At 40.0% G+C, this 15,741-nt stretch carries 12 protein-coding genes; 7 read left to right on the top strand and 5 right to left on the bottom strand.

All coding sequences use genetic code 11. The features are described from left to right. The first annotated feature begins 123 nt into the window (after window positions 1–123). The 4 genes from ACSBL2_RS16295 (at window position 124) to ACSBL2_RS16280 (ending at window position 4,072) form a co-directional block, all read left to right on the top strand. On the top strand, window positions 124–1,197 hold the full coding sequence (locus tag ACSBL2_RS16295; RefSeq protein ID WP_442587606.1) for a sensor histidine kinase: 1,074 nt from the start codon (window positions 124–126) through the stop codon (window positions 1,195–1,197). A 30-nt stretch (window positions 1,198–1,227) separates the two neighbouring features. Beyond that, window positions 1,228–1,920, top strand: coding sequence for a LytR/AlgR family response regulator transcription factor (locus ACSBL2_RS16290; protein ID WP_442587605.1), 693 nt, complete (start codon window positions 1,228–1,230; stop codon window positions 1,918–1,920). A gap of 159 nt (window positions 1,921–2,079) precedes the next feature. Further along, on the top strand, window positions 2,080–3,654 hold the full coding sequence (locus ACSBL2_RS16285; RefSeq protein WP_442587604.1) for a carbohydrate-binding domain-containing protein: 1,575 nt from the start codon (window positions 2,080–2,082) through the stop codon (window positions 3,652–3,654). A gap of 217 nt (window positions 3,655–3,871) precedes the next feature. Continuing rightward, window positions 3,872–4,072 carry a hypothetical protein gene (locus ACSBL2_RS16280; RefSeq protein WP_442587603.1) on the top strand — a complete coding sequence of 67 codons (201 nt, stop codon included), beginning with the start codon at window positions 3,872–3,874 and terminating at the stop codon, window positions 4,070–4,072. Window positions 4,073–4,113: 41 nt separating this feature from the next. Here ACSBL2_RS16280 and ACSBL2_RS16275 read toward each other — a convergent pair whose 3' ends face one another. Beyond that, window positions 4,114–4,827: a response regulator transcription factor gene (locus ACSBL2_RS16275; RefSeq protein WP_442587602.1), complete on the bottom strand. Its 714-nt coding sequence runs from the start codon at window positions 4,825–4,827 to the stop codon at window positions 4,114–4,116. Continuing rightward, a complete protein-coding gene (locus ACSBL2_RS16270; protein ID WP_442587601.1) occupies window positions 4,814–6,286 on the bottom strand; it encodes a sensor histidine kinase in 1,473 nt (490 codons plus the stop codon). Before ACSBL2_RS16270 ends, ACSBL2_RS16275 begins: the two co-directional genes overlap by 14 nt. 162 nt (window positions 6,287–6,448) lie before the next feature. Between ACSBL2_RS16270 and ACSBL2_RS16265 the strand changes: the two genes are divergently transcribed. Together ACSBL2_RS16265 and ACSBL2_RS16260 are read left to right on the top strand one after the other, a co-directional pair. Then, complete coding sequence (locus ACSBL2_RS16265; RefSeq protein WP_442587600.1) at window positions 6,449–7,186, top strand: GLPGLI family protein; 738 nt, start codon at window positions 6,449–6,451, stop codon at window positions 7,184–7,186. Between the two features lie 22 nt (window positions 7,187–7,208). Next, a complete protein-coding gene (locus ACSBL2_RS16260; RefSeq protein WP_442587599.1) occupies window positions 7,209–9,857 on the top strand; it encodes a hypothetical protein in 2,649 nt (882 codons plus the stop codon). On the opposite strand, the gene ACSBL2_RS16255 is transcribed toward ACSBL2_RS16260, so the two are convergent. Next, window positions 9,854–10,492, bottom strand: coding sequence for a TetR/AcrR family transcriptional regulator (locus ACSBL2_RS16255; RefSeq protein ID WP_442587598.1), 639 nt, complete (start codon window positions 10,490–10,492; stop codon window positions 9,854–9,856). The genes ACSBL2_RS16260 and ACSBL2_RS16255 overlap by 4 nt on opposite strands. 510 nt (window positions 10,493–11,002) lie before the next feature. On the opposite strand from ACSBL2_RS16255, the gene ACSBL2_RS16250 reads away from it, so the two are divergent. Continuing rightward, window positions 11,003–11,215, top strand: a complete 213-nt coding sequence (locus ACSBL2_RS16250; protein WP_442587597.1) for a helix-turn-helix domain-containing protein — start codon at window positions 11,003–11,005, stop codon at window positions 11,213–11,215. A 105-nt stretch (window positions 11,216–11,320) separates the two neighbouring features. Here ACSBL2_RS16250 and ACSBL2_RS16245 read toward each other — a convergent pair whose 3' ends face one another. Continuing rightward, window positions 11,321–13,882 (bottom strand): TonB-dependent receptor, encoded by a 2,562-nt coding sequence (locus ACSBL2_RS16245; RefSeq protein WP_442587596.1) that lies wholly within the window; start codon window positions 13,880–13,882, stop codon window positions 11,321–11,323. 611 nt (window positions 13,883–14,493) lie between these two features. Continuing rightward, window positions 14,494–14,925 carry a hypothetical protein gene (locus tag ACSBL2_RS16240; protein WP_442587595.1) on the bottom strand — a complete coding sequence of 144 codons (432 nt, stop codon included), beginning with the start codon at window positions 14,923–14,925 and terminating at the stop codon, window positions 14,494–14,496. Between the last annotated feature and the right edge of the window lie 816 nt (window positions 14,926–15,741).

The following is a 15,741-nucleotide window of genomic DNA, read 5'->3' as shown; positions in this document are numbered from 1 at the left end:
CAGACAGCAGTGCAGATCTGATACGAATTTTGCTTGACTGCTAAAAAATACCTTTTCATCTATATAATCTGCTTATTCACCGGCACAATTCTTTTTTTTACAAAAATCTGTGTTGATTTGTTGATGATCCGTTTAAAAACTTCCCCTGTATGGATGCAAATCTGCTGCTGGTTACTTTTTATGAGTTTCCCGCTGTTATTTCTTAGTCAGGGAAATGATCAGGCACATTTTACAGCAGATACCTTCTCTGCATATGTGTTGTTCAATGTGATCTACATTGCTATTTATTACCTGAACACGGAGGTTTTGATCCCTGCATTTTTTCTTACGCGTAAGTACCTGATTTACTTTTTTACTGTTTTTCTGCTCTTGTCTGCCGTTTTTTTCTTAAAACCTTTTCATCATCTGGTAAACGGAAACTTCCAGTCACGAAGGCCTGAGCTGAGGAGGAATATTCCGCCGCCGCCCCCTCGCCCTGATTTTGAAAGGCCAAAAGAAGACCGTGTTTTTGATATCACCAGTGTGTTTATTTTTATTATGATGATTGGCATAGGGGCGGCCTTTAAAACGATGAAACAATGGCATCTTTTTGAAACCCGTGCGATCCGGGCGGAGGCTGAAAAAGCAAATGCTGAGCTTTTGTTTCTTAAAGCACAGATCAACCCTCATTTTTTATACAATACGCTCAATAACATCTACACATTATGTATAACGGGGAGTGAAAATGCGGCAGAAAGCATCATGAAACTTTCGAACATTATGCGTTATGTAACCGACGAGTCCGAAGCCGATTTTGTACCCCTGCAGGATGAGATGGATTGCATCAGCAATTTTATTGCCCTGCAGAAACTCCGGCTGGGGAAGAAAGTGACGCTGGAGTATACAGTAAAGGGAGATGCTAAGGGACATCGGATCACCCCATTGATCCTGATGAATTATGTAGAGAATGTATTCAAGTATGGATTAAGTAACCACATGGCTTCTGCCATTGAGATTTCAATTGAAGTTAAAGAGGATGAAATTCTTTTTTCTACACGCAACCAGCTATTTGAACATAAAAAAGCAACAGGCCGTAAAGGGGTTGGTTTGTACAATACACAGAAACGGCTGAATTATTTATATCCTGGCCAGCATACGCTGAAGATTACTGAGGGAGAGGGATTATTTACTGTACTTTTAATTTTGAGATCAAAATGATATCTTTAGCTTGAAGGGCTAAGGAAAACTATGATCTTAAAATGTGTAGCAATTGATGATGAACCACTCGCTTTACAGCTGATAGAAACGTATGCCAAACGTATTCCTTCACTGGCATTGGTGGAAACCTTTGAAGATGCACTTACTGGCGTAGAATACCTGAACAAACATCCGGTTGATTTATTATTCCTTGATATCAATATGCCTGATATTTCAGGTATAGACCTGGCATGGGCAATGAAGAGGAAACCCATGATCATCTTTACGACAGCTTACAGGCAATTTGCCTATGAAGGTTTTCAGCTGGAAGCAATTGATTACCTGTTGAAACCTATCGCATTTGATCATTTTTCAAATGCTTTTCAGAAAGCCCTTTCCTATAAAAAAATGAAAGATCATCCGCTGCCGGATCAGGATGAGGCCTTCATTTATGTCCATTCGGAATATCGTCTGCTGAAGGTGATGCTGAGGGATATTGAATACATTGAGAGTATGGAAGACTACATCAAAATTCATACAGGTACTGAAAAACCTGTACTGACCTTGATGACGCTTAAAAAGGTGCTGGAATTACTTCCTGAAAAGCAATTCATGCGAATCCACCGCAGTTATGTGATCAGGCTTGCAGAAATCAAGTCGATTCATCAGAAAAAAGTACAACTCAAAAATGTCCTGTTGCCTGTTGGGGACAGTTATTCGGAACAGTTAAAGCTGCTGATCTGAGAAATGTACATAGTTTGATCTGCACTGATTTGATTTTCCTTATCCTATGCGGTAAAGGCAAAGCATCCGGTTTATCGGTAAATTTGCTGGATTTACCGATACATTAGTCGTTTATGGGCAGGAGCTTCTATTTTAGGAAGATCATTAATTAAACCCATCATGAACCCATATAAATCTCTATTTGAATTCCGGGCGCTCAGGCTCTGGGCACTGACCATCCTATCTGGTATGGTAATCCTGTCTTCAGTATTTTTCAGCAGTTGTAAAAAAAGTTCAGAAACGGCCGGTGAAAGCACTGAAACCGCTTCAGAAGGAGGTACATCAACGATATTAGCTACAGCCGTCACATCGGGTACTGCAGAAGGATCTGCGGAGATTGGTGCCAATGCTGATGATCTTATTGCAAACTCTACATTTTCAACCGTGGTATCCATCAACTTCGGCAGTACAGTGGCCATTACAAACCCTCTTTCAGGGGGAGGTGTAACCATTACGCAAGATGGTCAGGACATTACGGTGACCTCAACAGCAACCGGTGTCGAATTTGAACTGTCGGGAACTACTGCCAGCGGTTCTGTGAAGCTGTACAGTGAGAAGAAATTCAAGCTGACGCTGAACGGGGTCTCTATTACGAATAATGACGGACCTGCATTGAATATCCAATCCGGTAAGCGCTCTTTTATAGAGCTGAAAGAAGGTACCACCAATAGTCTCAGCGATGGAACTGTATATGCGACATCTGCAGAAGATCAGAAAGGGACACTCTTCAGCGAAGGACAAATGATTTTTACAGGGACAGGCAGTCTGTCAGTAAAAGGCAATAACAAGCATGCTATAGTAAGTGACGATTATGTGCGGGTGATCAGTGGAACGATCAGCATTACCGCTGCGGTGACCGATGGGATTCATGTGAATGATGCGGTGATCATTGACGGAGGAAGCTTAAACATTACGGCTGGCAGTGACGGAATTGAAGCGGAAGAAGGATATGTGATTGTCAACGATGGAACACTGAATATCACTGCCGGAGATGACGGGATTGCTGCTTCTTATGAAGGGACTGACAGTAGTATTATACCCTATGTAAACATCAATGGCGGTACGATTACGATAAAATCTACTGCGGGTGAAGGCATAGAAAGTAAAGGAGTACTGACGATCAATAAGGGAAATATTACTGTTAATACGTACGATGATGGTTTGAATGCCGGAACTGCCATTTATATCAATGGTGGAAATATTTATTGTTATGCCACAAATAATGATGCGATTGATTCCAATGGAATCCTTACCGTAACAGGTGGTATTGTTGTTGCTATTGGTGCCAACCAGCCGGAAGCAAGTTTTGACTGTGATGCGCGTACATTTAAAATTACGGGAGGGACCATTGTTGGTATTGCCGGTGCCACCAGCGGACCAAGCAGTACTTCTGAAATCCGCTCGGTTATATTGGGCAGCGGTGCTGCCAATAGTATTATTCATATTGAGGCTGCTGATGGTACAGAGGCACTGACATTTCTTGCACCCAAAGCATACAGCACTTTGATCTTCGCCAGTGCAAAACTGCAATCGGCCACGAAGTATACCATTTATACGGGTGGGAGTGTGACGGAGGGAATCCATTTCAATGGACTGTATTCGGGGGGAACCTATAACCGTGGTACGAAATCATCCACCACATTTACCACTACGAGTGTAGTGACACAAAGTGGTGGAAGTATTAGTCGCGGATAAATAACGATAAATTAGAATTTTTTCAGAAGTGGTGAATTAAATATGCTCAGGTGCTGCAGCAGACTAAAAATTGGTGAATTGATTCCTGTTTTAGCGTCGTAAATGACCTGAAAACAGTTGGATTTGGGTCTGTAGTGTGTTGTTAGTCATAGTATTACGCTGTGTTAAGGTTAAATTGGATTAATCAATAAATTATTAACCATTAAACAGTGTAATTATGAAAAAGTATCTTTTATCTTTATTTACCGCCCTTGTCCTGTCAGTAGGTTTCGTATCAGCAGGTACTCCAAACAACACCGCTTTAGCCCCAAAAATTACCCAGGCTGAATCCGTAAGTAAGGTTGCAGCGAAACAGGACATTATCATAATTATCATTGATAATGGTGATGGAACTATTGATATCATTATCATTTATTAGTTCTGTGATAAACGCAGTTGAGTTGATCAACTCAACTGCGTTTAATTTTCATTTAATGAATGGGTAATTTTTAATTTATAACCAATTGCCCTAACATTAATGATTTCAATGCTTTGATCATGGGTGAGGTACTTACGCAATTTAGAAATGAAGACGTCCATACTCCTTGCATTGTAATTATCCGTATTTCCCCAGATCGACTGAAGGATATCATTACGTTCCACAACCTGGTTTCTTTTCAATGACAGCATCCTTAAAATTTCGTTTTCCGTGTGTGTGAGTTTGAGGATGTTTCCATTGTGCTTTAACAGCATATTTTCATAATCAAAATGATAGGCACCTAAACGTTCAACTGCTACAGGAGTAGTGGTGCTCATGTCTCTATGGGAATTACGTTTTAGTAATGAGGTGATTCGAACGATTAACTCCTCAATGGCAAATGGTTTTTTGAGATAATCATTCCCGCCTACTTCAAACCCCCTGACCACATCCTCGGTAAGTGTGCGTGCACTCAGGAAAATGATAGGTATGGTGCTGTCAGTTTCACGGATTTTTTTTACCAGTGAGATTCCATCCAGTTTAGGAACCATAATATCGATCAGACAGATATCATAGTGACCGCTCTTAAATAAATGATAAGCGGTTAACCCATCGTTGCTCCATTTCACATTAAAATTCTGGTCTTCAAGACCATCAATAATGACTTTAGCTAAAAGGAGTTCATCCTCCACGTATAAAATATTAACTTCCCTCATCTGGCATATTGATTTCAAATATACATCCAAGGGGATTATTATTTCTTACGGTAATGCTTCCCTTGTGTAAATCCATGATCTCTTTTACATAACTCAGGCCGAGGCCATACCCTTTGATCAACTCTATCCTGGATTCCGGGACTCTAAAAAAGGGTTCAAATATTTTATTCAGATAGTTGTTGTCAACTCCAATTCCGTTGTCTTCAAATTTTATGGAAATGTGCTTCTTTTTCCTGATGGCAGAGATTTTCAGGTAAGAAAGCTGCTGTTCTGATTTGTATTTAATGGCATTTTCAATCAGGTTTCCGAATACATTCTCCATATGAACCGGATCAGCAAACATGTACAAGTTGGAAGGGATATCCAAAGAGAGGCTTATTTTTCCCTGTGATCTTTCTGTTTCCTGTAAGGGATGGGGATAAGGAATGCTGCGGATATTCGGCGGAGATATTTTAGCGTCATTCTCCCGGTTAAATGAGGAGGAATAGCGATCGATAGCCTTTTGAATAGTATCAAAAATAGGCAGTTGCTGTTTATTCAATGATATTTTCTGTTCTTCGAGCTGGGAATTGGTTAAAATCTCCTCAACCATGTCAGACAGCCGGAATAATTCTGCACGGATATAGCTGATATATTTGGTTGTTCTGTCTTTATTGTCGAGTATCTTCTCGTTTGTCAGCAGTTCACTCGTGGCAAGCAGTGTAGATAATGGGGTTTTCAGCTCATGGGCCATATTTCTCATGAATCCTTTCTTAAAAGAAAGTAATTTCCTGTTTTCTCTTAAGTTTTTACCCAGCAGGAGGATTGCTCCAATAGATAATATCGCAACCACAAAAGAATAGAAAATGGTTACCCACATTTTATGAATAATATACCCAGGCATTCCGTCGAGCAGCAGGGTATAGGTAATACGCTTGTTGAATATCGGACTAACTGATGGCCCGCGATACAGCTGTTCGGGATTGACTTTCCCCGGGAGCGTGGTAAATTTGTTATTTTTCTTTATCAGCAGTGTAAATTGAAGTTCGGGATGTTCTTCTTCCATGGCCCTGGAAAGTGAGGTATATAATTCCGTATCGCTCAGCTGGCCGAATCTGGAAGAGATAGCTTTGAGTTGACTATCGAGTGTTTTTTCTAGCCGGCGGGACGTATCCTGGCCCAGAACTACGACTTTGATACTGGCTCCTCCGCTGTTTTGACCATGGTTTTGTTTTTTCTTGTCGTCAGGGATACCCGGTAGGTTTGCTTTATCCGGTAGCTGTTTATTTTCCAGACTTTGAATTTCCTGCTTCAGGAGAGTTGAAGAAAGCATATTTTCCAGGTGCTGAAAGGTTTGTTGGGCTATTTTCTCATAGGTACTCTTTACATAATATCCCTGGAAAAGGAGTATTGATGCGATACCGATGATACCGGTTACCACTATGCCTGAATATTTCAGCTCCTTTTTGAAAAGTTCCATCTTCCCTTGATTGTTTCTGTTCTCCTTAGACTAAGGTACGATTAAAAATTAGTTAAGAATTACATCTTAACACTTCTTAACACTGTATAACAATCGATAACAGTAGTCATAATTAATTATACAGATTTTTATAGCATAGAATTTACACTTTAAAATTATTTTATGAAAAAAACTTTCAATGTCCTTTTGATTGGACTCATTTCGGTTGGTGCTTGTGCACAGAGTAATTCCATAGTGGTATCGTATAACGTTAGTACCCGCAAACAGGTGGAAAATGAAAAACTAAAAAGTCTTTCTCCGGAAATACAGGCTGCAGTAAAGTCGCAGATAGCTAAAATGGGAGCAGAGCGTAAAAATCTGACAATCAGTGGTGCTACTTCCATATATTCGCCGGACAGGGAAATCGGGGATATGGAAAACAGTACATCTGGAGTGCGGGTGATCACCATGAAATCCGGAGCGAGCAGTGAGGAAATTTATAAAAATACGGAACATAAAAAGCTGGTTAAACAATCAGCCATCAGTGATAAGAAATTCATTATAGAGGAACCGCTTGTAAAAATCAACTGGACAATTACACCCAGGACAAAAACACTGGGGGAATATACTGTTCAGGAAGCACATGCTGTCATTGAAGGAAAAGAAACGACAGCATGGTTTACCAAATCTATAAATTCGAACCAGGGACCGGATATCTACTGGGGGCTTCCGGGATTAATTCTTGAGGTTGAATCGCCAGGCAAACATATTGTTGCCGGTAAGGTCTCCTCTTCTGCGAAAACTATCGCTGTAGCAGTTCCAAAACAGGGAAAGAAAATCACGCAGGATGAATTCAACAAACTTACCGAACAGAAAAGAAAACAGCTTCTTGATATCTATCAGAATGGAGCCGGATTATAGCTGGCAAAGAATTCGATTGCTGATGGGAAGAGTTGTATTTCTATTATTCGGACTTGTTTTTCTCGCAGAACCCATTTTTGGGCAGTCTGCTGTTTTGTACCTGACTGTTTCAGATCAGGATGGTCAGCCAATCCGGGAGGCCACCGTATTACTGAAGCCGATGGATGCGCAGGCACCTTTATCTGCGCTGAAAACTGATCCGTTCGGAAAATCAGAAATGAAAACCATAAAGGGACAGCGCTACAGTATTACGGTCAGGCATATCCAGTTTCAGGATACGGCGTTTACTTTTGTGCAACAGGACGAAAGGCAAGTCCTGTCTATCGTATTAAAAAGCCACAGCACGCAGTTGAAAGAAGTAAAGATCATCGGTGATACGCCAATGGCGATTAAAAAAGATACGCTGGAATATGTGGCAAGATATTTTAAAAGTGGCAATGAAGACAACCTGGAAGACCTGGCAAAAAAGCTTCCGGGCCTGGAGGTCAATCATAAGGGAGAGATTATCTATAAAGGAAAGAAAATTGAGAAAGTTATGGTAGATGGCAGGGAGTTTTTTGGCAATAATGTTAAAATGGCTACAAAGAATATCCCTGCTAATATCATCGAAAAACTACAGGTCATAGAGAACTATTCAGACAATTCAGTTACCGGGGACGCTGGTCATTCGGGAAAGAACGCACTGAATATCGTATTGGATGAAAAGAAGAAAAATATCCTCTTCGGCGAGGGTTTTCTTGCTGCCGGCTTTAAAGATCGTTATCATGGACAATTCAAGAGCTTCTATTTCAATAAGAAACTTGACATAGGATTTATAAACAATTACAATAATATTGGGGAGGAAGTTTTTACGACTGAAGACTATCTGAATTTTTATGGGGGGATTGAAAATGTGGTCAAATCCGGAGCTGCAGATCAGGCGCTGAAACTTCCCTCTCTTCTTTTTTCGGATAAAGACAGGGCCTATCGTAATGTCAATCAGATTCATTCCATCAATTTAAACTATAAAGCTTCGGAAAAATTGAAGTTAAATGGTTTCGGTATTTTATCAAAAAATAAATCCGGGTACAGGTCTGACGAGCAGACAGCTTTCCTGAATAATAACTACAGTTTGAATGAAGAAAAAGAAAGCAGTTTGCATAAAACTGTAGCGCTGGGCCAGTTGAATCTGCAATATACACCTGGTAATTCCACCTACATGAAATACACAGGTAACCATAATTTTTTCCGGTCGGGTCAGGATTTTGAACTCTTCAGTGAAATCCAAAAAAATAGTTTTGAGGTTGCTGCCATTGCCAAAAATAAAACCAGTACCACAACGCATCAGGTTTCCGTGCATCATGCTCTGAACAGCAGTTTGATTTTATCGGGTCAGCTAAATTATGAGCTGCACTCCGGGGATCAAAGTTACTTCACAGCCAGATCGGGTTCGACAATCCTGGGAGGGATGCTTGATCTCAGGCAGGATGGCCTTATCTCCATCATTCAACATCAGGAGCAGTTGGGCAGGAAGTTTGATGGCCAGCTGAGTGTGTATAAAATTTTATCGGCAAACCATCATCTTAAGTTCCAGATGGGATATAGTCGTTCCGCAGATGAGTTGCATACGGGTATCTTCTTAAATGATACTTCAGGACATGAAATGCCAATAACCGATATCCGCTATATAAATCAGCAGGAGTATGTAGTTTCAGACAAAAATGCGGGTATATTTTATATTCACCGGACAGGAATATTTGCTTTTCATATGGGGGGAACGGCTCATGCCTTTAACATCAATGGCGGGAAGAATAACTTTACCTATCAACCGGATCTGACGGCACGGATCAATTGGCGCGATTCCCGTCAGCTGAGGATGAACTACCGGATGGAGAATAAACTGGCAGGTATCCATGAGGTTAGCGAGGGATACATCGTTGAAGATTACCGGACCGTGAACAGGGGGAATGATAGTCTGAAAAATAGTCTGTATCACACCATTTCGGCAAACTATCTGGACATCAATTTGTATTCCTTCACGAATTTAAACCTGTTTGCAGCGTACAGCAGAAAAATAAGGAATATCCGGAACCGTACAGAAATTGATGATTTCGGACAATTTTTAATTCCTGAAAATAACAGCCCGGAGAATTATTTTATTGGGACTGCCACCTTCAGTAGGAGGCTAAGCAGACGCTTTGAAATAAAATTAAAAGCTTCCTGTATGTTGAATGGCTTTTTTTATCAGCTCGGTACGGAGTTTTACCGCTACAGCTCCACTGAACTGGATCATACCCTGTCCTGGACTACCTATTTCAAAAAGGATATTATTGCTGCGGTAGGTATCCAGTACAAGCATGAAAAATATACCACCAACGTATTATCGTCAACATATACCACGACAAAACCGTTTTTGACTATGGAGGCAAGCTTGCCAAATCATTTCACGATCAAGACGGATTACACGCTCAATATCTTTCGTCAGTCAGCGCAACACACAAAAAATGTTTATTCCTTGCTTTCCGTCTCCCTGCAGAAAAAGATCAGGAGTTTCACTGTGGGCTTATCAGGACGGAACCTCTTTAACACGAAGAATATTTACAGGAGTTCTTTTCGTGAGAACAGTATTTCCAGCTCCAGTTTTATGGTACTTCCACGGACACTTCTCCTCTCTGCAGGTTATAGATTCTAACTTTCGGGGGATTCCATACCTGACTCCAGCGCCCAGGTACTGATCATTTTTATGGTTTTTATAATTTCCGCCTGACTAAATTCGTCTTTCAGGTCAATTTCACAAAAAGTTGTGGTGGAAACATTTGCGCGAATACCCAGATAATTGATGGCGCTGATCAAAATGGTAAGTACGGCTCTGTAATTCAACTCTGAAGAATTATTTTTCAAATTCAGCAGGGTAAATATATCAGAAAATGTTTCTTCCCGCTGAGTCTCCAGTGAATTCAGGGGTAACCGCTCATTTTGATCGCTGTATATATCCCATTTTACAATAGCCTGCTGAAGTTTGTTGTTCAGCAAGGTCATAAATTGCTTTTCTAAATAAAATTCCATGATTTTTTTTCTGGTAGAGAACTTTGATTCCATCATAGACTTTCTGTTCATTCTCATGAAATTTATCCAGTAATCATTGCTGCACAAATAATGGGATACCAGGCCATTCAGATCTCCAAAATAAATATAGATTAACTTTTTATCTAATCCTGCATGTTTAGCAATTCTATTTACTCCCAGACCTTCATACCCCTCTGTGCGTAATATTTCGCCAACTGACTGTAATAGTTTATTGATTGAATTTTGTTTATTTCTCTCCATTCCCCGGAAGTTGTGCAATATTCCTGCTATTAATTATCTGTTTAGTTTTTGTTACAGTATTTATTTACGCTCTCAATTGTTCTTTATAACTTTTTGTTACTGATAAAACCGACTTGATTTTGCCGTTAAACCGGCGATTTTATTCTTCGAAGAGGACATCTGTCTACTCTTTTTTTTATCGATTTTGGTTAATTGTGGTAATAATTTAAATACATAAATGATATACGGAAGCAATAAACTAAATTTAATGTATAAAGCCCAATAGTGCTAAACTCTACCTGTTTAAATTATGTACATAGTGTTTAAAGTATAGATAATATGGTTTTCAATAGGTATGAATTCAAAAAATGATGTGTGCATAAGGTTTAATCTCAGGAAATATGTCTTTGAGAAATTGTATTTATTCAGAACAATTATCTTATTTGATGGTTAATTGTTTGTTTGTAAGGTAGTGTCTGGGTATCAAGTGTTTAATGAACTATATTCTTAAATGGATTAATAATCAGAATTTTGGAAGATAAAACAACTTTTAAGTTAATTAGTAAGAAAATTTATCTAAAAAGGATAGAGAAGGGGTATACGCAATCCTATATGGCCGGGCTTTTGAATATTTCACAGAATGTGTATTCAATTAATGAGCGTAATGTAAAAGAAATATCACTGGCACGGTTTCTGAAAATTCTGGAGATCCTGGAATTGTCATTTGAGGATATCTTACTGTAAACAGACAAAGCCAGATGCGATTGAGGTACATCTGGCTTTGCGCTGTTGTGTATGGGTAGTAGGAGCTGAGTAACCTGTACTCATGTAATTTGTTAAATCATCAGGTTAGAAAACATAGCGTAGTGTCACTCCGTAAGTTCTTTGGTCTCCAAGTACGGCCGCATAATGGCCGGCGTTACCACCAGCCGGTAATAACTGTTCAAAATAATCCTTATCGAGTATATTCCGTCCCCATATATAGGCGGATAATCCTGTGGTTGTTTTATAGCCTATTCTTCCGTTAAGCAGGGCATAACCATCAATATTCAGATAGGCTGAAGGTGATGGACTGGAAGAGAAACCTGTGCGGAAAGATCCATCCAGCGCGGTGAAGAATTTCGATTCCTTATTAAAAAACCTGGCAGGAATAGCAAATTCGCCACCTACTGATCCGGCCCATTTTGAGATCCCTGGTAGTCTTCCTCCCGAAATATCCTTAAATGCCACCTGAACGCCATTTACGGTTAGTCCTGTTTCTTCAAGCGGAAGTGGTGCGTTGGTAAAGCGGACATACTTGGCATCTGTATAAGCAGCAGATCCGTAAAAGGAGAAATATTTATTGGCCCTGATATTGGCATCGAGCTCTACACCACGTACACGTACTTTTTCGGCATTGGCAAGATAACCACGGTTAACGCCGATCTCAGGAGATTGTACATTGGTTTGGTAGTTCTTGATATCGGAATTATGGAGCGTAACATTCAATGTAAAATTGTCGAAAGGAGTAGATTTAACGCCGACTTCATAATGCTTCGTATCTTCTGGTTTTATCACTGCCAGATCAGTTGCGGCAGCACCGTTAACTGTTGGTAGTCCAGATACATTGACTCCAATTGGCTTAAAGCTGGTAGAATACGTAGCAAAAGTATTGAGTCGCTTGTTTGGTCTGTAAGATGCAGTGAGGGAATAAGTGAAATTATTCTCATCGGCATCGGCCACATACGACTGATTGGTATATACCAGATTTTTTAAAGCCAGTAATGCCGGATCAGTGGTTTGCAAACCTCCGTAAGTAGTTCTTTCGTAGGAAACATCCTTTTTATCATAATTGAAACGGATACCTGGCAGAATGTGTAAGCCAGATAAAACCTCCCAGTCTAAATTGGCGAATGCTGCTGCACTTGAAGATTTGATAGAGAATCTGTTTCTGACACCATACCCTTCAAAAAGTCCCGGTGTTTTCCATAGTTCACTGGTTGTACTTTGTGAAAAGCGCCAGGTAGCCGATCCCGATTCTTCAATCGCTACAGGATCTGTCTGAACTTCCTGGTCGATATAAAACAGGCCTACGACACCGCTCAGTTTCTCCGAGAGCTGACCTGCATAACGAACCTCCTGAGACCAATTGTGGTGCTTAGAATAGTTATTCGACTTGGCTAAAGATTGCAAACCTGTAAAATCCCTGTCGTTAGATGGTTCCCATTTCCAGTATCTCCATGCTGTGGTAGAGGTCAGTGTGCCTGGTCCTATTTTTAAATCGGCGTTTAAAGATATACCACCCAGGTCATTACCGGAATTCCAGGGGGTATCATGATCTACTTTCCGGTCGAAAGCATTCTGGCTTGGAAGCGAATAACCCAGATCGGCAATAATGGCACTGAACTGGCGGTAAGCAGGCCGAAGTGTCGTCACCACTCCTGCAACTACCTGGGCATAACCATCCGGACGCTGCCTGGAATTATCTGCAGCAAGGAGTATAGACAAGTTGTTACTCGGCTGAAATAATAGCTGTCCACGGAAGCCCAGGTTATTGATATCATTGATGTTTTTCAAGGTCCGTATATTCTCAATTAAGCCATCACGCTGTGTGCCTGAAAAGGACAGACGTCCGGCAATTTTCTTACCCAAAGCACCTGTTATGGATGCTTTCGCCTGAAGATACCCGAAGTTCCCATAACTGGTCTCGAAACTTGCGCTCGGTGTAAAACTCGGTTTGCGGGTAGTAATGCTAATGGCTCCAGAACTGGTATTTTTACCGAACAATGTACCCTGTGGCCCGCGCAGGACCTCAATCCGTTCCACATCAATGAAGTCGAGCGTACCTGCTGCTGGACGTGCATAATACACACCATCTACATAGAAACCTACACCCGGATCAATTCCGTCATTTGTAAGACCAAAAGCAGATCCTAATCCACGAATATTAAGGGTGGTATTTCGGGGATTGGAAGAATAGAATTGAACCGACGGAACAAGTTCTTTCACCCTGTTTACATTGAAAGCACCGGATTCATCGATCTGGGTTCCACCAATCACCGAAATTGGAATCGGGACATCCTGCAGTGCTTCTGAACGCCTTCTGGACGTTACCACGATTTCGTCCAGCAGCGCATTTTCAACCAGGACTAAGTCCAAAGGGGTATCCTGAATTTTCAGAACCTGAAAATCCTGGGCTTTATAACCCACTGAACGTACCTGGAGGTAGAATGGAGGTTCCTGACCTGCATTGATACTGAACTCACCTTGCTCATCTGCACTTACAGAGATATTGGTGCCCCTTACTGTAATGGTTGCATTCGGTACCCGGGCACCGTTACTACGCTTGACAATACCTTTTATGGTACTTTGAGCAAAAGCAAAGCCTGCTGAAAGTACAAGTGAAAAGAGAATAAGTAAACTTTTTTTCATGATCTTGAGATTAGATAATTTATTTGATTATTGGTTCTCCGCATATAACATTTTGTTGTATGGGGGCTGATTTTTTGATTTGGATTGTGCTTGCCGATGGAAGAAGGGCAGCCCAAACCCGTATAACTGTTTTTCAACAGCTGATAGTTATATCCAAAATTTTGGGAATTTGCAGGCGCTTATTTCGAAGCAAAATAGCGACCAATCCGACTGCATCAACAACAACAGGCTGAATTGAAGACTATTTCGCCTGTAGGCGCTTGTGTTTCAATTTTAATAAAATGTGGTTCTGTTTTCATCTGGTTTAGGTCGTAAACAGTAAGTTAATGCTGCAATATAGACTATATTTTTAACAATTGAAATTAAATCTATAGATTTAGTAGTTATTGTTAAAATGAACAGATTCTTAGTCCTTTCTGGGGCATAACTCCTTTGTCTAGCATTACCTTATGCCCGCTTAGATCATAAATCTGGTTCTCTATGATTTTGTCAACTACTTCATGTTGATATTGAAATATATTTTGTTGAATGACGCTTTTGAATTCTTCACTTCTTGGTTGAGATAACCAATCAGTATCAGTTGCATTATCGAAAAATGTATTGTTGGTTTGTTACTCGACCACTTCTTCTTTTTTTATAAATAAATGAACAGGATTGGTCATGAATTTATTCCCAGAGATTGGTTCTACGATAAATAGTTCGTAGAATCTTTCAAAATCTTTTCCTTTCTCACTTACAAGATTCGATAACTCCATCCAAGAATTAAAGTGATAGTTAGGCAATTCATCAGTGAAAATTGGCTTTGTTTTATATGGATGGTATATGAATATTACATTTTTTTGATATGGTGCTATACACTTACAATAGAACATGTAATATTGTATTTCCTTTCCTTCGCTGGAAATTTCAAAATATCTATTATGTTTTGTTGTATTAGTCGTGTCAGCTAAAAAGTACAGTTTCTTTTTTTGTCCATATACCCAGGATGTTAATATCGTAACAAGCACAGCTTGCATTAATATGTTATAGACAATTCGTTTCATATTGATGTAGTTAGTTACAGCTGTAATCCTCCCGGATTTCGAACGGGTTCGCTGACGAGAATCCAAATTTATAGTTTTGTCATATTAAATTTCAGTTTTGTGTGTACAAAATTTAAACAAGCTTGTTCTAAGCTCAGGCAACCTTTTTTAACCTCATCAAAGTCGTGATTCCATTTCAAATGTAGTTCCTTCCTAGCCGGGAGATCCTAGCATAGTGTGGTGGGGCATCCGCCTGCGTTGACTCACTGGATTACTCAAGGTAATAGGAGAAAAATTGGAATCAGGACCAAAAGTTGTGGGGAGCATGTTAAAGTAGATATAAATCCGTGTCACCTCTATAAGAAGAATTTGATCTTTCTCCTCCACCTGAATTGACTTCTAATCGCTTTGAGTTTTTGTATTAATTTTCTACAGAAATAGCATCAAAGCAACTTGAGAATTGATCACCATTTTTTACTCTTCCACATTCATCTTGCTCAAAAATATCAATGATGCTCCCATAGTACCGGGAAGCAAATATGAGGCCTCCAAAAAAGCTGATTGACTTTAAATCTGGAACCGGTGTAGATTTTGTAAGCTTATCTATATTTCAAATAAGTAACATATAGCCTATTAATAATTATTTTAATATCACATTATGGTTGTAAATTTAAATCAAATGAACATATGTTTTAAGTAATTGTACTTGCTATCTGTTCGATAAGTCCTCAGTCAGAGAGCGACTCAGGTGTATGTTATTTCCGTGAAAAGTCCGTGTAAAAATCACTAGTTATTTTTACACGCTCAAAAGTCGCAGTCAACTCGCAGCTGACACGC

It is taken from the genome of Pedobacter sp. AW31-3R, assembly GCF_052180285.1.
Classification (GTDB): domain Bacteria; phylum Bacteroidota; class Bacteroidia; order Sphingobacteriales; family Sphingobacteriaceae; genus Pedobacter.
This window is presented reverse-complemented; position numbering and strand designations above follow the sequence as displayed.